The sequence below is a fragment of the Moorena sp. genome (genome assembly GCF_982860115.1).
On record NZ_CEYLVT010000033.1, the window covers coordinates 14,187 to 33,931 of the forward strand.

The 19,745-nt window shown below is 43.3% G+C and carries 14 protein-coding genes and 2 pseudogenes; 8 read left to right on the top strand and 8 right to left on the bottom strand.

Features of this window, described 5'->3' with window-relative positions; translation table 11 throughout:
• Positions 1 to 29 precede the first annotated feature (29 nt).
• Positions 30 to 2,036 (top strand): ABC transporter ATP-binding protein, encoded by a 2,007-nt coding sequence (locus tag AC4II3_RS08300; RefSeq protein ID WP_488009696.1) that lies wholly within the window; start codon positions 30 to 32, stop codon positions 2,034 to 2,036.
• Between the two features lie 180 nt (positions 2,037 to 2,216).
• Here the strand turns inward: AC4II3_RS08300 and aroF are convergent, their stop codons facing one another.
• Positions 2,217 to 3,125, bottom strand: a complete 909-nt coding sequence (gene aroF / locus AC4II3_RS08305) for a 3-deoxy-7-phosphoheptulonate synthase (RefSeq protein ID WP_488009694.1) — start codon at positions 3,123 to 3,125, stop codon at positions 2,217 to 2,219.
• Positions 3,126 to 3,662: 537 nt separating this feature from the next.
• On the opposite strand from aroF, the gene AC4II3_RS08310 reads away from it, so the two are divergent.
• On the top strand, positions 3,663 to 5,267 hold the full coding sequence (locus tag AC4II3_RS08310; RefSeq protein WP_488009692.1) for a helicase C-terminal domain-containing protein: 1,605 nt from the start codon (positions 3,663 to 3,665) through the stop codon (positions 5,265 to 5,267).
• A gap of 108 nt (positions 5,268 to 5,375) precedes the next feature.
• Here the strand turns inward: AC4II3_RS08310 and AC4II3_RS08315 are convergent, their stop codons facing one another.
• Positions 5,376 to 6,521 (bottom strand): succinylglutamate desuccinylase/aspartoacylase family protein, encoded by a 1,146-nt coding sequence (locus AC4II3_RS08315; RefSeq protein WP_488009690.1) that lies wholly within the window; start codon positions 6,519 to 6,521, stop codon positions 5,376 to 5,378.
• Between the two features lie 230 nt (positions 6,522 to 6,751).
• Here AC4II3_RS08315 and AC4II3_RS08320 point away from each other — a divergent pair, with 230 nt between their 5' ends.
• Positions 6,752 to 6,997 carry a UPF0175 family protein gene (locus AC4II3_RS08320; protein ID WP_488009688.1) on the top strand — a complete coding sequence of 82 codons (246 nt, stop codon included), beginning with the start codon at positions 6,752 to 6,754 and terminating at the stop codon, positions 6,995 to 6,997.
• Positions 6,998 to 7,134: 137 nt separating this feature from the next.
• Here the strand turns inward: AC4II3_RS08320 and AC4II3_RS08325 are convergent, their stop codons facing one another.
• A complete protein-coding gene (locus tag AC4II3_RS08325) occupies positions 7,135 to 7,638 on the bottom strand; it encodes an HAD-IIIA family hydrolase (RefSeq protein ID WP_488009686.1) in 504 nt (167 codons plus the stop codon).
• Between the two features lie 635 nt (positions 7,639 to 8,273).
• On the opposite strand from AC4II3_RS08325, the gene AC4II3_RS08330 reads away from it, so the two are divergent.
• From AC4II3_RS08330 to AC4II3_RS08350, 5 genes and pseudogenes are all read left to right on the top strand, one after another.
• Complete coding sequence (locus tag AC4II3_RS08330; protein WP_488009684.1) at positions 8,274 to 8,732, top strand: transposase; 459 nt, start codon at positions 8,274 to 8,276, stop codon at positions 8,730 to 8,732.
• Positions 8,733 to 9,014: 282 nt separating this feature from the next.
• Positions 9,015 to 9,288: pseudogene (locus AC4II3_RS08335) on the top strand (transposase); the annotation flags it as partial.
• A gap of 1,202 nt (positions 9,289 to 10,490) precedes the next feature.
• Complete coding sequence (locus tag AC4II3_RS08340; protein ID WP_488009592.1) at positions 10,491 to 11,570, top strand: catalase family protein; 1,080 nt, start codon at positions 10,491 to 10,493, stop codon at positions 11,568 to 11,570.
• Positions 11,571 to 11,605: 35 nt separating this feature from the next.
• A complete protein-coding gene (locus tag AC4II3_RS08345) occupies positions 11,606 to 13,624 on the top strand; it encodes a LodA/GoxA family CTQ-dependent oxidase (RefSeq protein WP_488009594.1) in 2,019 nt (672 codons plus the stop codon).
• Positions 13,625 to 13,889: 265 nt separating this feature from the next.
• Positions 13,890 to 15,071, top strand: a complete 1,182-nt coding sequence (locus AC4II3_RS08350) for an FAD-dependent oxidoreductase (RefSeq protein ID WP_488009596.1) — start codon at positions 13,890 to 13,892, stop codon at positions 15,069 to 15,071.
• Positions 15,072 to 15,164: 93 nt separating this feature from the next.
• Here the strand turns inward: AC4II3_RS08350 and AC4II3_RS08355 are convergent.
• The 5 genes and pseudogenes from AC4II3_RS08355 to AC4II3_RS08375 form a co-directional block, all read right to left on the bottom strand.
• Positions 15,165 to 16,083 (bottom strand): annotated as a pseudogene (locus tag AC4II3_RS08355) (IS1634 family transposase); the annotation flags it as partial.
• 141 nt (positions 16,084 to 16,224) lie between these two features.
• Complete coding sequence (locus tag AC4II3_RS08360) at positions 16,225 to 16,860, bottom strand: GTP-binding protein (protein ID WP_488009598.1); 636 nt, start codon at positions 16,858 to 16,860, stop codon at positions 16,225 to 16,227.
• Positions 16,861 to 17,230: 370 nt separating this feature from the next.
• Positions 17,231 to 17,602 (bottom strand): roadblock/LC7 domain-containing protein, encoded by a 372-nt coding sequence (locus AC4II3_RS08365; RefSeq protein WP_009149020.1) that lies wholly within the window; start codon positions 17,600 to 17,602, stop codon positions 17,231 to 17,233.
• A 261-nt stretch (positions 17,603 to 17,863) separates the two neighbouring features.
• Positions 17,864 to 18,418 (bottom strand): protoglobin domain-containing protein, encoded by a 555-nt coding sequence (locus AC4II3_RS08370; RefSeq protein ID WP_488009600.1) that lies wholly within the window; start codon positions 18,416 to 18,418, stop codon positions 17,864 to 17,866.
• A 634-nt stretch (positions 18,419 to 19,052) separates the two neighbouring features.
• Positions 19,053 to 19,580 (bottom strand): GTP-binding protein, encoded by a 528-nt coding sequence (locus AC4II3_RS08375; RefSeq protein WP_488009602.1) that lies wholly within the window; start codon positions 19,578 to 19,580, stop codon positions 19,053 to 19,055.
• Positions 19,581 to 19,745: the final 165 nt, after the last annotated feature.

Sequence of the window (19,745 nt, forward strand, 5' to 3'; positions counted from 1 at the left end):
GTTCAGCAAATTAACACCCCTAGGGTTAGATGACCAGCAGATCACCAGGTAAACAGGCAGCTCCAAAAATGCGAACACAAGAGAACGACTGGAGACTTTTCCTACGCCTAGTCCCCTACGCCCGTCGCAGCAAAGGCCCGCTATTTATTGCAATTACTTTATTGATACCCCTGTCCGTAGCAAGTGCCATTCAACCCTTAATTGTCGGTCAGGTAATCTCTTTAATTCGTCAAGAAGAGCGAACTTGGTCTTTCCTATTAGAGCGCTCTCTCTCACAGAGCATCAATATTCTGATCACTATACTACTATTAACCATAGTAATCCGGTTAGTGTTCGTTGGGATTCAGGGATTCGTGGTGGTGAAGATAGGTCAGAAAATCACTGCTGCTATCCGGGAAGACCTATTTGAGCACGTCACCTCCCTAGCGGTGCGATTTTTTGACCGCACACCAGTGGGGAAATTGATTACCAGGCTCACTAGCGATGTGGAAGCCCTAGGCGATGTCTTTTCCACCGGTGCCATTGGCATCGTGGGTGATTTACTATCCATGATAGTCATTGCTGTTACCATGTTTTTGGTGCAATGGCAACTGGCATCGATCTTAGTGCTAATGCTCCTGCCAGTGACTGCTCTAATTATTTACTTCCAGAAAGAATATCGCAACGCTAACTACAAATCTAGGGAAGAACTATCCTCCCTAAACGCTATGCTGCAAGAAAACATCTCTGGCATTAATATTGTGCAACTGTTTCGCCGTGAACAATACAATGCTGAGATGTTTCGCACGGTTAACCAAAAATACGTCACTGAAGTAGACAAAACCATCTTTCACGATTCAGCGATTTCAGCAACCCTAGAGTGGATTTCCCTGGTAGCGATCGCAGCAGTGTTGTGGAGCGGTGGTCATTTTCTCCTCCAAGATCACCTTAGTTTTGGTGATTTGTCGGCCTTTATCCTCTATGCTCAGCGGCTATTTGACCCCTTGCGTCGGTTTTCAGAAAAATTCACTATGCTCCAAGCTGGTTTCACTGCCATTGAGCGCATCAGTGACATTATGAATGAAACTATTGAAATTCGTGACCCCGAAGGGTTACAGGTCAGACGGTTGCAGGTGGCAGGTTCTCCAGAGCTTGAGGGAGGTCAACAAGACCGGAAACAATCTGGGGATTTAGCGATAAAGCCTCCAAGCAGCTTGAATGGTGATCTAGCCCATCACTCTTCTAACTTATCCTTGAGCAATGGTTATACTGAACAACTCTCTAACCTTAAAGCTTTGACCAAAGGTCACGCTACGCGAACAACCCTAAACGGAGAGATTTGCTTTGAACACGTTTGGTTTGCTTACAAGGAAGATGAATATGTTCTCAAAGACTTGCACTTTACCATTCATCCAGGGGAAAAAGTTGCTTTAGTTGGTCCGACCGGTGCAGGTAAAAGTTCCATTATTCGGTTGCTGTGCCGCCTCTATGAACCAAGCCAAGGCAGAATTCTCGTAGATGGGATTGATATTCGGGATTTACCCCAAGCAGAACTACGACGCCACATCGGGGTCATCCTTCAGGAGGGATTTCTTTTTACTGGTGATGTTAAGAGTAATATTTCCTTAGGAGAAACCTACTCCATTGAGGCAATTAAAACCTCAGCGGAGGTGACGAACGTGGCTAGCTTTATCGAAAAACTGCCCCAAAGCTACGATACCCAGCTCAGAGAGCGAGGCACTAATCTGTCTGCTGGCCAAAAACAATTGTTAGCCTTTGCTCGTGCTGCAATTCGTAACCCCCAAATCTTGGTGCTGGATGAGGCAACAGCTAGTTTAGATGTGGCTACCGAGGCTCTGATTCAAGAAGCGTTGGAACGGCTATTAGAACAGCGGACTGCAATTATTATTGCCCACCGACTCTCCACTATCCGTAATGTAGACCGGATTCTGGTACTAAAGCGAGGAGAGTTAGTAGAGTCGGGAAGCCATGAGGAATTGTTAGAGCAAAACGGATTATACGCTAGTTTATATAAATTGCAGATGCTAGGAGATTGATGGCTAATCTAGCATTTTCCTTTAATGTGAAACTACCATTGATGGTAATAGGGAACAGGGAATAGGGAATAGGGAACAGGTAACAGTAGGAAAGAGCGATGCAGCGCTATAAGACCACGCTCAATCATTCCCTGTTGCCTTGTCCGAAGTTCCCTACTCCAGCTCAAGTAGCGCTATAGATTAAGATGCGTTCGCGTAGCGTGACCGTTCGCGTAGCGTGGCCTTTTGGCCAAGGTCAATCGCTAACTCAGGAAGAGTGACAGGTTCTGCAATCTGTCGTCCCACTGCTGCTGCCACCGGCTTTAAGCTATGAACTAAATCCACCATTGCTTCGATAGAAAGCGCCTGTCTAGCATCAGAAACAGATTTTTCTGGTTCCGGGTGACATTCAATAATCAGTCCATCGGCACCAGCGGCCACTGCAGCTTTTGCCAGAGGTGCCACTAATTCCCGCTTACCCACAGCATGGGAAGGGTCTACAATCACTGGCAAGTGAGTCAACTGCTTGAGTGCTACTACTGCTCCTAAATCTAAGATATTGCGGGTATAGTTATCGAAACTGCGAATACCTCGTTCACACAACACCACCTGAGAGTTTCCGTGACTGAGGATATATTCCGCTGCCATGACGAATTCCTCAACAGTAGCAGCTAATCCCCGCTTTAGCAGTATCGGCAAGTCTTGCTTACCCAAGGCTTTGAGTAGGTCAAAGTTTTGCATATTGCGACTACCTACCTGAAGCAGATCAGCGTGGGTAGCAATAGATTCAATTTGCCCAATCGACATCACCTCGGTCACTACTGGGATTTGATGACGCCTGCGGATATCAGACAAAATTTCTAGTCCTGCTAGTCCTAGCCCTTGGAAAGAGTACGGGGAGGTGCGCGGTTTGAAGGCACCTCCCCGCAACGCTTGTACCGGGGCAGCTTTGAGTTGTGTAGCCACTGTTTCCATCTGGGCGTGACTTTCGACGGTACATGGACCACCAATAATCACCAGTTCTGAGCCACCGAAGACAACTTGTTCTGAGAGTCTAACGATGGTTTGGTGATTGGGGTTAGTAGCTAGTGCTAATTTAGCGTTCAACATGGTTATGGACTCCTTAGTTAGAGATTTAGTTAGAGATTTAGTTACAGATATGGACATAAAAAAAACCCGGTTCCTTGAGGGTTCCGGGTTGCTGTGAAAGGTTGGCACGACCTAACTACCCGGAACGATTTCTGGGCCAAAAAAAGTAAAAGCCGTAAATGTTGTAAAGGTAGATGGTCATGTCTTGCTCCTGTCGCTGCTTTGCCTAAAAAAACAAAGGACCGCAGATTATATTTCTGCGGTCCACCGGGGGGTTCCATATGGAACTATCCTCACCTCCGGTGAACCTCTCTAAACCAAAAATAAAAGTAATAGCTGGGGCTGAACATGTCTCTTTGCGGCTAAGCCATGAAAAATTTAGCAATTTCTTTTTACTGGTACTACCCTAGCAAGGGTAATAGCCTGATGTCAATAGTAAATGGGAAATCAGAAAAAGTCTGAGCTACTACCTCTGGCTTCGATGCAGCCTAATCCCATCTATGGTCGTCTAGTCTTTCACGATTTTTGCCCAAGACATGATTTAAGATCACAGTATAAGTGCTCATTGCTCAGTTTAACGAGGCAAAGCCGTTGAATGCTAGTTTGATTGAAGTCAAAGTTCATTCCTCGTTACGAGATTTTCTGCGATCGCAGGGTCAACCCAATTGGCCTCACCAATTGACTATGGCGAGGCTAGTGGCACGAGCCTTGCGGTTAGGGCGTTCTGCTTTGATTCAGACCGGTTTAGAACCCTTGCAGGAAACCTCTCTACAGTCTTCCTATCGCCTGAGTTACCTGGCACCAGCCCTGGTTTGGTCTGGACCTGTGATCGTAGTGGCACCCTTATGGATACAAGAATGGTTGCTGCAAAAGGAAATTCCCCTTTTACAACAGTGGTTTGGTAGCGATAAGGTAATTCATACCAGTGATAGGTTTCCCGATCAACCGTTCCAAGGACTGTTGATTACCTCACCAGAATCGTGGCTAACAGACCGCTTGAAGCACAAGGGCTGGTTTCCTAATCACATCCCTACTGTGATTGATGGTGTGGATGACCTAGAATCTTGGACCAGCAACCAGCTTAAAGGCTGCATCCAGCCCCAAGACTGGGATGCACTGATGCAAGCCCATCCACAACAGTCTGATTTGATTCGGGATGTGCGGGTCAGGCTAACCAAAGCCTTATTTCAGCGCCCTGCTAACCCCTATGAGTGCTACTTGATTGAAGCAGATCAGCAAGATGGCTTGGAACAACTATTTGCTCGACTGAGTTCCCTCAGCAGTGAACCAGAATCTCTCTATTTGCTGAAACCCTGGGAAAAGTTTTGCCACTTCTGGCAGCAGTCAGGTCAGCTAATGTGGGCAACCGTTGCGCGATCGCAAGGTCAGTTTTCCTTATATAGCGCACCAGTAGAAGTGGCTACAGCCTTAAATCCCATTTGGTCGAGACAGCCAGTAGTGCTAATCGGTGGAGCCTTAGATTTAGATAAAAGTGCCTCTGTGTACCGTCAGCAGCTCGGATTAGGGGAGTTAACCTGTTTGAAGTTTTCCCCTCACCGACAGATTCAACTGTATTTGCCCGATCGTCTACCCATGCCCAATACAGAGCGATTTCAAAACGCTCTGACTCAAGAAATTCGCACCCTACTAAACCTAAGTCCTGACATCACCAGACCAGTAGTTATTTTAGTCGGAGATGTCCCCCTCAAAGCCCAGTTAGGGGCAGTCTTAGCAGCAGAATTTGGTTCCCGGGTGCAGGTAGAAACCACCAGTCTCAGTCACAGAGGTATTTTGATTTGTGGCTGGGAATTTTGGCATACCTATCAAGCTCAAATCCCCCCTCCCCAACTGTTGATGATTGCTACCTTACCAATTCCCTCTTTGGAAAATCCATTAGTTGCTGGTCGAGTCGCTTACTACAAGCAGCAACGTCAGGATTGGTTTCGTTTATATTTATTACCAACAGCATTAAGAGAATTACAACGAGCAGTGGCACCAGTAAGAGCTACTCAAGGCTGTGTTGCCATCTTAGATAATCGTGTAAACCGCCGCAGTTATGGACGTCATGTGCTATCAGCCTTGAGTCCTTTTGCTCGAATTAATTATTTAGATGCTAGTTGGTTGAATTCAGATGCCCCAGAAGGACAAGATAGTTGGCTTTAGAAAGTCAGTAGGTTGCTCAAATTAAAGTCAATCACATTAAAGGCAAAATGTTGAGGAGCGCAAGTCCTAATTACAATCCAAGTTTTCATTAACTGTTATCACCCCTACCTAATTATCAAATTGCCGTATAGATAGCACATATTCTCCTTGATTTGCACTATAATTTGTTGAAACATCAAACACTAAACCATCTGTCTCGGCCTTGATATCAATTACATTCGGGAGATTTCCTTCTTTATTAAAGCTTAGTAGCTGATAAAGTCTATCTCCTACGTTGACAAAACTCCCTAACTCAACTCTCGATTGAATCATTCCTCCAGCCGGAGCATAGTATCTATCGATGTTATCTTTAGACGCTAATTTCATTTGGTAGGAGTCTGGATCAGTTATCGGTAAATCCGGTAATTTTAACATTCCTTTTTTCGACAAATAGTTTTTGATACCGTATACTCCTCTTTTAACCGACTCTGGATTCATTTTCATCCCAGAACCCAATTCTAGGGTCCATGATTCAATATCAAACTGAAGCGTTCTGCCTAATTTAGCCAAGGCTTTCTCTAACCCTTGCCAAGGCTTAATAAATGCCTCATCGAAAGCATCCCCATCATACTCATCCTCATGCATCACAATTCCATAATCGAGAAGAAAGTCTTTGGCGCTTTCTTCCCGAGAGTAGAAGCCATACAAAAAATCAAGTCCTTGATTAGTAGAACTATGGATATCAATCACATAGTTAGCATCTACACATAAAGATTGCAGTTGATAGCGGTAAATGTGACGAAACGGTAATCCCCTCGGAGAGTAGCAGTCTTCTAAGTGTTGTTTCAAGCTAGACTGGATCCGTGCTAAATAGTTATTTCTGATTTTATCAGCGTCAAAATTAAGTTGAGATTGGGCGAAATCCTCTAAATCATCACACTCTTTTTCATAGTCCCAAAAAATCCGATTCCAGTCTTGACCATCGTAAGGATTAAATCCTCCTGTGGCAAAGAAATGACTACGCTGATTAGTGCTAGCTGGATTACAAACAGGAACCAGCCAGATTTCCCCAATCAGCTGAGTGTCATCCAGAGTGCTCAAAAAGTCAATCAACTGGTGAATCACCGCATTACCAACAATTTCACAACCATGGAGATTGCCTTGTAAATATGCCTTCTTTCCCGGTTGGGAGCCAACGAATTTATAGACTTGGAGGGAAATGCGATCGCCTGAGGTTAGTTGCTGAATTGGAATAGTAGAAATAGTTGGATTCATATAGCAGTTTTAAATTGGGTTAGGTAAAACGTCCTAGTTTTTATGGAGTAGGAAGTAGGGCTAATAAAATTGACTGTACCTCATAAGTATGATCAATAAGTATGATCAACGGTATAGTTAAGCTTAATCCCTATGGTGTTAATGGGGTTAAAGATTTTGTACCATACCCCGGTATCAATCTAGTCAATCGGTAGGTGTTACCATTGAGGCAAAAGTTAGGAGGAGGCACGATGAGCGTTACAATTCCCAACGATATCTTCCAATCCACAGGCATGACAGAAGCCGAGCTAGAGCTGGAGATAGCCGTGATGCTGTATCAAAAGGAAAAACTTACCCTCGGCAATGCTAGTCGTCTTGCTGGCATGAATCAAATTAATTTTCAACAACTCCTTGCCAGTCGCAATATTTGTCTGCATTATGATGTACAGGATTTTCGAGAAGACCTGCAGACTCTCGAACAATTAAAGAGCCTGTGAAAATTGTCAGCAATACCGATGTTAAGCCCATTATTGATGATCTGATCGCGATCGCTGGTTTCCGAATCAGCCCTCGCCTCTACACGGATATTCTACAAGTGGCGGGAGAGTAACTGGCAACCCGAAACAGACCTCTGTCAGCTTCCATATTTGGCTAGCCAATCCGATGTCCACATAAACGGAATTCCAGCTGCAACGGCTGCCTCAGCATCTTCGTTGCGGTCGCCAACCATCAAAGCTGAAGAGCCGTTTGTTTTAAACTGCAAAATCATTCCCGGCTTTGGTTTTCGGTATTCTCCAGCGTATGCTTTACTGGTTACTTCAGAAAAGTAGTGTCGCTCGCAATAATAACAGGTTGTCCCATAGTCAGGACAAAAAATAATTCCTTTGAGCTGGGGAAGCAATTTAAGAGTTTTCTGTTGTTCTTTAATACAATTCTTCAGGGTTTTATGTCGGGCTGCAACTCCAGCCTGATTGGTCACCCCAAGAATGATATAACCCTTATTTTTGAAACATTGCAGAGCTTTATCAGCTCCTTCAATAACTTTTTGCTGGTCAGGGTAGTCAATAAATCTACCTTGACCACTTGGCTGGCGAATGGTCCAGTCGCAATCTACAAATAGCTCAAGTTTTGAATTCATGAAGTTTGCTGGGTGGTACACCAATGACGGAATAGAGTTATTAGCCGATGATGGAAATGTAACTTATCAAGATCATAAGACGCTAGATCGTCAGCAGCAATGGATTCATCCTTGCTAACTCCATCCATGAGCTGTTTAGTTTCATCAAGGTCAATCCACTCCCAGGCAAAGTAATCAATTGGTTCTAACTTGGTGTTAATTGCGTCTTATCCAAATCTTTTTTATCAAAGCTTAATCTAGTTACTGGTTTAGTTGCTGAATTTAGATCTATTATAATCGCTTTTAAAATAAAATTCAGCGATCCAATTCAACTAGTTCATTGAACTCCTGAGTACTTACGTCCATGCTTACGAAATTTGGCTTGGATGTTTTACTTGATAGTACTCGCTGATTAAGATGCTCGCTTATTGTCTAACTAATTGGCTAAAACCACTTATTTTTTAAGTTAATTAATTTGTTAATTAATAACTATATAATAGAGATAATATTAAGCACATAGTGTGAGAATAGAGTGTGAATATTTTTATGATTGGTTATTACGGCTATGGTAAGACACTGTTTATAAAAAAAAATATAAAAAAACTTAAATTAATTGCTAATGTAGGATTAATTTACTATTATCAAATTATGCATAAATGAAGCGAAAACCTTATCCCTCCGACTTAAGTGATACTGAATGGGAAATAATTGAACCTTTATTGCCTAAACCATTACCAAGAGGACCAAAAGCCAACGTAGATTTAAGAGAAGTAGTCAATGGTATTTTATACTTGTTACGAGAAGGATGTCGCTGGCGAGCTATACCTCACGATTTACCCCCTTGGCAGACAGTTTCGAGTTATTTTCGTAAATGGCAGCGATGCAGCGCCGCCAAAGGGGGTTTCCACGGGGCTTACAAGGTGCGGACGCAGGTTCCGCACACAGAACCCAAACCACTCGCTATTGCATCAAGACAAAGAAAGGGAATTTGGTCGCAAATCAATGAAACTTTAAGAAAGAAAGTCAGAATAGCGGCAGGAAGAAACCCAGAATCTACTGCAGGTTCAGGCGCGACCCAAGGCCGGGTTCCCCGGCCATTGGAAAGCGCGCCTTAATTGATTCTCAATCGGTAAAAACTACCGATAAAAGGGGGAAACCTATGGTATGAAGTGAATAAAAAGGTGAAAGGCCGCAAGAGACATATATTAGTTGATACCCAAGGACTACTGATAGAAATTTTTGTGTCAGAAGCGAATATGTCTGTGCATGTTAGGTGGAGTAGTCTTAGTTCATGATGCAGTAGATAAAATCCCTAATTTAAAAGCGATGCAGCGCCGCCAAAGGGGGTTTCCACGGGGCTGGAGAGCGATGCAGCGCCGCCAAAGGGGGTTTCCCCCATGAGCGAATGCATCAAGACAGGTGCGGACGCAGGTTCCGCACACAGAACCCAAACCACTCGCTATTGCATCAAGACATTGATTTGGGTAGATTCAGGATATAGTGGACCTCGTTTTTCCAACTCCATCAAACAACTTTTACAAGCTTTAGTTGAAGTAATCAAACGTAAAAAAAAAGAATTTGAAGTTTTACCGAGGCGTTGGGTAGTAGAAATAACATTTGCTTGGAAAGTCTATGAATAGACGATTAGTTATTGATTATGAACTTAACCCATAGATGTGTGAGGCCATGATTTATGCAGCAATGGTTCGTTTGATGCTGCGACGTTTAGAGCAAACCTTTTATCTTTAATATTTGTTTTATAAACAGTCTCTCAATACCACTGCCAGCATCAATAGTAAACTCAATATCCTGCAAATCATGTCTAATGAGCGGTAGTAGGCTAGTTGATTGTACACGCAAGGTTTGACTAAATCTTCTAGTTGTTGAGCTATGACAATGTTCATCTATATTGGGCTGGTTTCGCGGTCTGGTGTGGTCTCTAATACTTTTTTGGCGGGGGAGCCATTCTCTTTTTACCTTTGTAACCACCGATACTTCAGTTAGTCTACGGTTCGCGAGCCGCATATGCTGGTGCTCGAAGCGTACGCACAGTTTGGGGTTAGCGTAGCCACAGTTTGGGGTTAGCGTACGCACAGTTTGGGGTTAGCGTACGCACTGAATAATTTACCTAGTAAAGGATACAGCAATTTCTGGAAAGTACTTGACAAATTACTCTTTTGCTTAACTTGTCACCAATGCCCATTACCCATTACCCATTACCCATTACCCATTACCCATTACCCATTACCCAGATTTAGTACAAATGTTCGGCAAAAGTGACATGCTCCCGATATGAGGTTTGATATGAGGTTTATGAGGTTTGATATGAGGTTTATGAGGTTTATGAGGTTTGATATGAGGTTTGATATGAGGTTTGATATGAGGTTTATGAGGTTTGATATGAGGTTTATGAGGTTTTATATGAGGTTTATGAGGTTTGATATGAGGTTTATGAGGTTTTATATGAGGTTTTATATGAGGTTTATAAGTTTACAAACACTTGTGATTAGAGTTAATCTTTATATTAAAGGAAGTAAACTTTCCTTTATTGAATACAATTACGAGTTGTAAAACAAAAAGACCATTGTAGGAGATAACCTAAGATATTTATGGGGAAGACATCTTGTCAATAAAACTGGCTTAGTTCTTAATAAACTAGACTTAGTATGCTTATTGATAATGCACTTTGTAAATATAGTATTTGCATAGTAAAAAAACACTATATTTACAAAATAAAAAGATGTTAAAAATAAAAAAAAATGCGTTTTACCTACTAAAATTATATTTTTTTAATTGGCAACCCGTAACTTAGGTTACATAACAGATAAGCATCTCGATTCTAATCTTGTAATGTTACAAAACGAGGTTTCATTATGCGTAAACCCCCTAGTTATGACAGTGTCAAAACTGCACCGATGTGCGATTGCGATTCCGATCCAATTAACTGCCTCAAAGTCATGTTTGTTGACATGGTGCAAATGGGACGGATTGAACAGGGCCAATGTCCCGCCCGTCGCCCCGTTTTTCTGCGCTTGCATGGTGTTGCCCACGGACGCTTAGAGGTTGTTTCCGAGCTACCCGCACACTTGCAGGTTGGTCTATTTAGCGAACCCGGAAAATGCTATCCAGTTTGGGTTCGTTATGCCAGCGATATAGCCGATGGATATCTAGACTATAAAACTACAGTGGGAATTGGGATTAAAGTTTTTGACGTTGAGGGAGAAAAAATCCTCCATCCTGACGAATATGCTCCTACCATGGACTTGCTTTTGCAAAACATAGATGTCTTTTTTGTAGATAATGCTAAAGACATGTGTGAGTTTACAAAAGCCTCTTTTACAAGTGGTGATGCTTACACTCAATGGTTGGAACAGCACTGCACAACAGCAAGAATTCTTGAAGAAATGGCCAAGGAAGTGCCTTCTGTCCTCGAAACTGATCTGTGGAGCGCGATGCCTTTTCATTTTGGAGAGAGTAATTTTTGCAAGTACAAATTAGTACCAGAGATTATTCCACCAGGGCCCGATCCAGATTACCAATACCTCAATTATTTGCATACTGACTTAGTGCAACGACTTCAAAAAGGTGAAGCACGCCTGAAGTTTTGCGTTCAGCTGCAAACTAATGAGGAAGAGATGCCCACTGATCGCGCAACTGTTCCCTGGGACGAGGCTAAGTCCCCACCCATTCACGTTGCTACACTGATTCTTCCCCAGCAAGATATCACCGCCCGAGGACAAGCAGAATATGGTGAAACACTATCCTTTCACCCGTGGCGTACCCTGGAAGCACATAAACCTGTTGGTTCTATTGCAGAGGCTCGGAAGGTTGTCTACCAAGCTTCAGCAGAGCTTCGACGCAATGTCAATGGCGAACCGATTGGAGAACCACAAGTAGTGCGCCCTGACACAGTTTGGCCGCCAGCGTCACAAGGGTGTCAACATAATCAGTGAAACAAACAATACTAAAACTAAAGGAGTAACTAAGTATGGTAACAGATCAAACAATCGTTCGCGCTGCCATTCATCCAGGAATTGGAATTGCCCGTGTGGGAAACAGTACTGCTGAAGGTGAAGAAGGCTATTATATTGGACCGGAAGTTACCGATCCCGATCTAAACGGTGTAAATAACCGTGATGACAGCGGAGCTATTAAACGTCAAGCTGCTCGATTCCGAATTTATGGTTACAATGCTGCGGGTGAAGTTGTTAAAGAACTCAACAGTAGCAATACAGATGAGATCCAGTGGACTGTACATCTGGCGAATCGCAAAGCCCAATGGTATAAATTTGTCGTTGCCCTCGATATTGAGGAAGCAAAAGATCTCGAAATTTCCCATCGTAACCAGAAAATAGAAGGAGAAAAACGAAAAGGACTAGCTATAGATCCCGGAGCTCGCGATATTGAGGGCAAACCTGGATCAGACCCACAATACTTTGAAGGACATATTACATTTTACAAGGAAAATTGTGAACAACCACCACAAACAACTCCGGCACCCTTAGGGGAATTACGAACAGATGATTCTGGCCGTCTATCACCACAAACAACTCCGGTACGCTTAGGGGAATTACGAACAGATGGTTCTGGCCGTCTATTGGTCTTAGGGGGTTTTGGTAATTCCGATTCGCCAACAGAGGCACCTATCTACAATCCGAATGATCCTGCTGGCTTTCTCAATCCTAGTGGATGGTACGATGATATTTCAGATGGGCCTGTTACAGCCACGGTAAAAATTGGTGACCAAAATATCCCAGTTGAGTCCAGTTGGGTGGCTGTTGCTCCGCCTAACTACGCCCCTGGTATAGTTAGCTGGCGTACCCTCTACGATTTACTTGTCGATACCTATGTAGAAAGTGGTTGGATGCCCATGCCGACAACGGCATCTTTTGCCAAGGATATCTTGCCCGTGTTGTCCCGCCTGTCAAATTTACAGTGGGTCAATAAAGGGTTTGCTACCTTGTTTGGTAAAGGGTGTCCTATGGATTTTAGCGATCCTGAATTGATTCAGAAATTGGCTCGGAAGCCGGTATCAGAAGAAGACGATATATATCACGAGCTACGGCAGATTGTATTTAACATGTTTCGTCCAAGTGAGACTACGAGTACTACTCGCAGTTCCTGGCCATGGATTTACGGTGATGCCTTTGGTAGTGCTCCTGACAGCTCACCCCTGAACAATCTGGCTTTATCAAAAGTGCGGATGGAGTTGATGAGGTTGTGGGTTGAGGGCAAGTTTGATAATGACTTGAATAGCTATACACCACAGATCTGCCTAGATCATGTTGAACTCCAAGAACAGCCAGCAATGTTGGACAAAGCGGCTCTCCATTTCTGCTTAGCAGATGCTTTTCATCCGGGCTGCGAGCTGACATGGCCTATGCGTCACAGTACCATTTACTCAGCACCGTTCCGAATTCGTCATGCTGCAAATCCTACCAAACAAGATTACGGTACGGTACTGACTCAGGATATTGTTCTGCGACCTGGAGGACCACTCTACGCTCAAGGACCGGGAGACTTAACTCGATGGATGGGTATTCCTTGGCAAGCGGATACAGGTTTCTGTCGCTCGGGCTACGAGCTAGAATACGACCCTTACCTGCCTACATTCTGGCCAGCTAATGTCCCCAACCAGGTTCTCACAGAAGAAAATTATGAAATTGTCCGTAACTGCCCAGAGGAAGACGAAAAGCTCAAAGCTTTTTACACCCGAGAGCCCTGGCTGCGTGGGTTGCCATCAGACACGGTGGAGGCGATGGAATATATGGTTAACAATTTTGCCGAACTGGGGATTATCGAACTCCGCGACGGCTTGAATAGTGATCCTAATATCCCATCAAAAATCTTTGTAGAGTCTCTGACTGAGGAACAGTGTCAGAACAGGCAAACTCCGGCAGATTCGGAACGGGCTCGGTTAGCCCTGCCCCTAAATATCCGACGTGCTGGCTGGGCTAGTGTCGAGCAATTGGAGGCATTTCGGCGGGTTAGATTTGGTAACAGATAAAAGCTTGTAGCAGTTTCTGTGGGAGCATCTTGCTCCCTGTAATTAAGGAAAGCGAGCAAGATGCTCCCACTACTTTCTTTGCCAAAATGGTATGCTCCCGGTTCTGTCGTCATCAATGGGGAAAGTTATAAGACCCTACTAATCTCCAAAATAACGTCGATCCCTCGACGCTGTTGGCGACAGAAACCCCTCAGATCAAATCGGATTCATCGCCCTAAAAAACTTTCCCGTAGAATCGGCTACCGAAAAGTTCCAACTCGTGAAAATGAAACATTCTATGGAATATGATGTTGCTATTGTCGGTGGAGGACCTGCGGGTTGCGCCACGGCTTTGGCTCTCAAACAGCAAGGAATTCCTAAAATCCTGGTAGTAGAGTCTGGTCGTTATGAAACTATCCGCATCGGCGAGAGCATTCCACCAGATACCCGTCTCCTTTTAGGTAAACTGGGAATATTGGAGGATTTTCTCAAGGAAAAGCACGAGACTTGTTTTGGTAGTTGCTCTTCCTGGGGAAGTGACACGCTGGGCTACAATGATTTTTTGCGTAATCCCTATGGTAACGGCTGGCATTTAGACCGGAGGCGCTTCAATGCTTTTCTGGCGCAGAAAGCGGTGGAAAGGGGGGTGGAACTGCATTGCGGGACGAGAGTTCGGAATTGCGATCGCATCCCTTCCCAAGGCTTCCAGTTGCAACTTGTGGGAGAGGACAAACAAACACGAGTGATCACTGCGAGTTTTCTTGTAGATGCCACCGGAACACGAGCCAGTCTGGTACGAGGTTTGGGAGCGAGAAAGCTTTTTCTCGACAAACTGATTTGTGCGATCGCTTTTTTCGAGCTTCCCCCTTCCTCAGATTTTTCCAAACTAACTCTGTTAGAGGCGGTAGAATATGGCTGGTGGTATGTAGCCAAGCTCCCCAACCATAGGTTAGCAACGGTGGTAGCTAGCGAACCGTCAATTATCAAAGAAGCTCGATTGCACCGGATGGAGAACTGGTTGACCTACCTGAAAGAAACTAAGCATATATCAAAAGAATTGGTTGATTGTTGTGCGATCGACAACCTTTCAGTCTCTTCGGCATCCCAGGCAAAAACACAGGAGCCAATCGTTTGCGCTGCGCCTTCATTCCGGTTAGACCGAACTGCTGGAAATGGCTGGCTAGCTGTAGGAGATGCGGCTTCAGCTTTCGATCCGATTTCCTCCCAGGGTATTTATAAGGCTCTGTGGGACGGTTTGAAGGCGGCGAAGGCCATTACTTCCTATTTGCATGGAGATAGTAGGGGTCTGGAAGAGTACGAATCTCTCATTACCTCTCGATTTAATAATTATTTAACTCAGCGCAATTACTTCTACAAAATGGAACGACGATGGCCTGCTTCTCCTTTTTGGCAGCGACGCCAACAAAGAACTGGTTTGGAACAGGGTAATTTACTTGCTGGAGTTTAGATTAGTTACCGGTGCGCAACTGTTGAACTTCCTCTTTTTAGCCTACATTCCGCAGGTTTGTCAGACCAGTAGATAATATTGATGATGCTGTTGAATTTTTTGTTCAAGGTGTTTGAGGTCAGCTTCTTTTCTGGCTTCACTTTCGACCACCAGCCATAGCTGTTTGATCTCACCATAGGTAGTACAAACACAAGCTATAGGATATCCTGTTAATTGAGCCTGATTGAAAGCCTATTCAGACAACTGCTCCATTAACTGTTGAGCTGCTTTGATAGTTGCCGGGACTCGGCTGAGCCATTGGAGATCTCTCAACGATTGAAGGTTCTCCTCACTGTAAACCGCAGCATCGGCAACAAACAAAGCTTCACACTGCCATTGCTCCGGGAACTGTCTGATCAGTTGGGCAAAAATGGCTTGGTCTGGTTCATTGCCATCAGAATCTCGTAGGTATAATGGTAGATCAGCAATCCCCACTGCACATCAAATCCACCATGAATTGTTTGAGGTGAGGTCGATGGTCATAAGGAGTAACCATGAGTAATCGTGATTGCTGCTGGTTGTTTCGATAAAGAAGATCTCTTGGTCTGATCGCCTCGATCAACGTGAAAGGAACTTGAATCAAGGTGTAGACTCTGCCGATTTACCCCAAACTTAGAAGCCGCTTCTAGAGCTACTTTGACAAATAATTGAGTGAGTCGAAGTTCATAGAGTTGCTCTAAGACTCTTCCAAGACGGTCATCAAAGATAAGCTTTGCTTCAATCCCCTCTCCCAAAATATGTTCGGTGGCTTTCCCTACAAAAAATCTTTCAAACAGGTTTTGGGGGGCACTAACTAAGCCCTTACCATTGATAATCATGGCTTTTAGGGCTACTTATGCACTTAACTTTTCTTGAGGGTGGGAACAAGCTCTTGGTTAATTTGTTCTACTAGTCCCATCTGGTCAATGATACCTGCCACTAGGCCACAGTGGTCAAGATCTTGTACTCTTATTGAAGATGCTACTGATTTCATCCTTCAAAAATACCATAGTGTTCCTCTCCTACCTGCGGAATGTGGGTTATATAGTAAGCTTTTTAGGTCTCATGTCACCCCCTCAGTGCGCAACAGCTTAAGTATTCAGCTGAATGCTGAATGCTGAATGCTGAATGCTAACTAACCCCCTGATAAAAACTGGGGATTCGGCCAATGATATTGGTTCTTAACAGGTAGCGGAGCTGGCTTACTTACCTTTTCTCTTCTAGCATTTTCAATCACACTCCCTTGGCAAAGCATCTGAGCCATCAAAATCATTACAGTTTCAAATACTGAGGTCTTATTATTGGGATTAACAGCTACAATCGGGGGTTGATTAGGATCGCCGATGTATGCCATGCGCATCATAATTTCCTCTGGAGTCCATGCCCCTGCAACATCAGTATGAGTCAGACCAATAATCATTGGAATAGTGACCCGCTCCTGCATAAACGATAAAATCTGACGAGCACTAGCAAAATCACTGCTTCGATTAGCTGCCATCAATAAAATATAGGCATGAGCTCGGCGAATCAAAATATCCCACATAAAATCAAAGCGAGCTTGACCAGGAGTTCCATACAGGTGCAAATCCAAGTTCCGATTTAAGGGACGCAAACCAAAGTCTAAGGCAACGGTCGTTTTTTTCTTAAACAATGATGTGGCATCCGTAGCCGTTCGTTCTGTTTCAATAACCGCACCTTCGCTGAATGTTCTGACAAAAGTAGATTTGCCAGCCCCTATTGTTCCCGTTACTACAATCCGTATACTGTCCATTGGGTTATGCTTCCCTAGCAAATACTACAGGTTATCAACTGTGCGAGTAGGTTGGGGTGAATCAAAGTAATTTGTTGACGATGGATAGTTGATGGTTGACGGTTGATGCTTGACTGTTAGTGGTCAACCTTAAACAAACAATAGCTTACATTGAATTTCACACACCCACTGATGTTATACCAATAATCCAGAATGCGAACAACAATTTAACAAAAAAATTTACCATTTGTAATGGGTAATGAATAATTACTACTAGTCTTTTAATTACCCATTACCCATTATCTGTCAGCCATTACCAATGACTATCAATTACTATAATTTATTCCTTTTATCAACCAAAGGTATTAGTAGAGTAATTTCCACAAATTTACTATAGCAACATTGGTTTTAATTCAGCCAGAGTTCGTTTAATTTCTAACATCAATACTCCCTGCTTAGCTGCTTTACTAGCTAGAACCAGAAATACCGCTTCTTCACCACAACTGGTCAAAACGCTAAATCCCTCTTTACCCTCAACATAGATTCGGTCGATGTCTCCTCTAGCCAGTTCTGAGCCAATTCGCTCACCTAAGGAGAGCATAGCTGCAGACATCGCTGAAACCCGTTCTTCATCCATTTCTCCAGGCAGACTAGATGCTAACGGTAAACCATCGGTTGTGACTACAGCTGCTCCCTGAATATCAGCAGTGGATGTAACAAAATTATGCAGGATATACCCCAATTTTTGAGAATTGATCGCCATGGTTCCCTTACTCCAATTGCAGAATGTGTAATTCGGTTAGTTTGTGTTCCTCGAAACTGATAGCTGATAGTTAAGTAGGAGTAGTGCCAATTTGCCAGAACTTATAGACTATTGATTTAGTTTCCAACAAAATCGACACCTAATCTAGCAATCCTATCGGAAACGTGAACAGTCACAGGTCTTACTCAGGACTCATAACTTTCCGAGTCAGAACTATTTTATTGACAGGTATTGTTCACAAATGATTTAGGATTGCTCTAGTTACATAGAGCCAGCCCCAGTACTAATCAGACGTCTAAATAGACCCTCTGTCCAGCCAGTTTCTCTGAGAACCGCTGCTGAACTAACTTCTACATAGGCTTGCTCAATGAAGGCTAAATCAATCATGCAGATCCGACTGAGAGCATCCCGCAAGTCTTCATCTTTACTATCAATTTTTATCCGGTTAGTAAATGCCTGTACCACAATTGCCATGGCTGGGACGACATGTTGAGGACCGATACCAATTTTCACATGTACCAAACCTATACGCCAACGACGTTCAGCATAGGCTTGTCCCCAGTCATCCATACCAGTGAACATTTCGTAAAACCATTGCACAAAGGTTGCCCGTAGGCGCTCCATACGACCTTCTTTCTCTTTCATAATGGCATCCATTTCTTCATCGTTACCTAAGTAAGTATAGAAATGGTCTGCCATTTCAGAAGCAATTTCTTTTCCCCAATCTGCGTGTGATTTCAGAAGCGCTTTGTCTTCACTAGTCAACTTGACACGCTTTTCCATCTTGGTCATAAATTCTTGGGGATCTAAGCTCATAATTACTCCGATATAGCTGAATCTAACTCTAAGTTATTACTTGACTATTTAGCAAAGCACCCCGATTTAATTTTCTAGTCTTTAAACACTATAGCAATGTTTTTATGAATTATTATCTGAATAGATAATTTTCTGCTAAGAGGTAATCCTGCAACTTAGTTATATTTTAGCTTTTTGAATTTCTAAAATAAAAGATTTACAAGTATTCTTTTGTATAATTTTAGTGAAGTTTATAGTTTAGGTTTACTATAATTTTAAACTATTTACTTCATCTATCGTTGAATGTACCTATAACCTAAACTACTGGATGTTTAGTAGTGAAGACTACATTTATAGGTCAACTGTATAACCTTTACTTACTAAGCTTTTCACCAAGGGATCCGTTCAATCCGGATTACTTTTTTTAGTGACGCTAATTAATGATTTGTGTAGTTTTATAAACACAAATTACAGAAGATGGCAATTCTTATAAACGATAATCCTTGGGGCGAAGTATTCGGCTAGCAAATTTGGGAGCGAACCAAGAATTTATGTGCGAATGCTTCGCCCTGACAAACGTCCTTTGTTTTATGGGTTTCGACCTGACACGGGCTGGTCAGTTATTTGAGCTGAACGGCACTAGCTACTGACTTGTCTAGCAATCTAGGAGATCGATCAAAAGCACCAAAGCCTCAACTACTGAGGTTCGGTGATTGGGATTAACTATTACAGTTGGAGGTTGATTGTGAGGGTTGCTATAACCGAGAGTTCTGATAATCTGCTCTGAGGTCATTGCCCCTGGACAATCCATATGGGTTAAACCAATAATCATGGGAACATTTACTCGCTCCTTCATAAACAGCAGAAGCTCACGAGAGTGGTTTAAACTGCTCGGTCGATGAACTGGCACCAGTGCAATATAGGCGTGAGCTTCACGAATTAAAATATCCCACATAAAGTCAAAACGAGATTGACCAGGAGTACCGTAGATGTGAAGATTTAGATTGTTACCAAAGGTAAGGCTACCAAAGTCAAAGGCAACGGTAGTTTTTTTCTTTAGCAGAAGTATTTCGTCGGTGGCTTTACCTTCTATTTCCACAGCTTCAACATTACTCGCTGTTCTCACAAAAGTAGATTTGCCAGCTCCTACAGTTCCGGTTACTACCACACGGACACTTTTCATGGGATTTACTCCACTAAGACTAATAAAGAATGAGTAGATTTCAGTCTTAGCAGATCAGAAACGTAAATTTTGCGGCGTAAGTCCTGTCCCTTTGAGTTAAACTCAGATCTTGCACCAAGTTTAAAATTAACCTGTAAAGCTAGTAAACAGCGGATCACCGGAACA

Bases quoted from the DNA above. Each gene is read 5' to 3' on its own strand.
- AC4II3_RS08315 (WP_488009690.1), bottom strand. From the start codon at position 6,521: ATGAATCCAACTATTTCTACTATTCCAATTCAGCAACTAACCTCAGGC.
- AC4II3_RS08360 (WP_488009598.1), bottom strand. From the start codon at position 16,860: ATGGACAGTATACGGATTGTAGTAACGGGAACAATAGGGGCTGGCAAA.
- AC4II3_RS08330 (WP_488009684.1), top strand. From the start codon at position 8,274: ATGAAGCGAAAACCTTATCCCTCCGACTTAAGTGATACTGAATGGGAA.
- AC4II3_RS08365 (WP_009149020.1), bottom strand. From the start codon at position 17,602: ATGGCGATCAATTCTCAAAAATTGGGGTATATCCTGCATAATTTTGTT.
- AC4II3_RS08375 (WP_488009602.1), bottom strand. From the start codon at position 19,580: ATGAAAAGTGTCCGTGTGGTAGTAACCGGAACTGTAGGAGCTGGCAAA.
- AC4II3_RS08300 (WP_488009696.1), top strand. From the start codon at position 30: ATGACCAGCAGATCACCAGGTAAACAGGCAGCTCCAAAAATGCGAACA.
- AC4II3_RS08325 (WP_488009686.1), bottom strand. From the start codon at position 7,638: ATGAATTCAAAACTTGAGCTATTTGTAGATTGCGACTGGACCATTCGC.
- AC4II3_RS08320 (WP_488009688.1), top strand. From the start codon at position 6,752: ATGAGCGTTACAATTCCCAACGATATCTTCCAATCCACAGGCATGACA.
- AC4II3_RS08370 (WP_488009600.1), bottom strand. From the start codon at position 18,418: ATGAGCTTAGATCCCCAAGAATTTATGACCAAGATGGAAAAGCGTGTC.
- aroF (WP_488009694.1), bottom strand. From the start codon at position 3,125: ATGTTGAACGCTAAATTAGCACTAGCTACTAACCCCAATCACCAAACC.
- AC4II3_RS08340 (WP_488009592.1), top strand. From the start codon at position 10,491: ATGCGTAAACCCCCTAGTTATGACAGTGTCAAAACTGCACCGATGTGC.
- AC4II3_RS08350 (WP_488009596.1), top strand. From the start codon at position 13,890: ATGAAACATTCTATGGAATATGATGTTGCTATTGTCGGTGGAGGACCT.
- AC4II3_RS08345 (WP_488009594.1), top strand. From the start codon at position 11,606: ATGGTAACAGATCAAACAATCGTTCGCGCTGCCATTCATCCAGGAATT.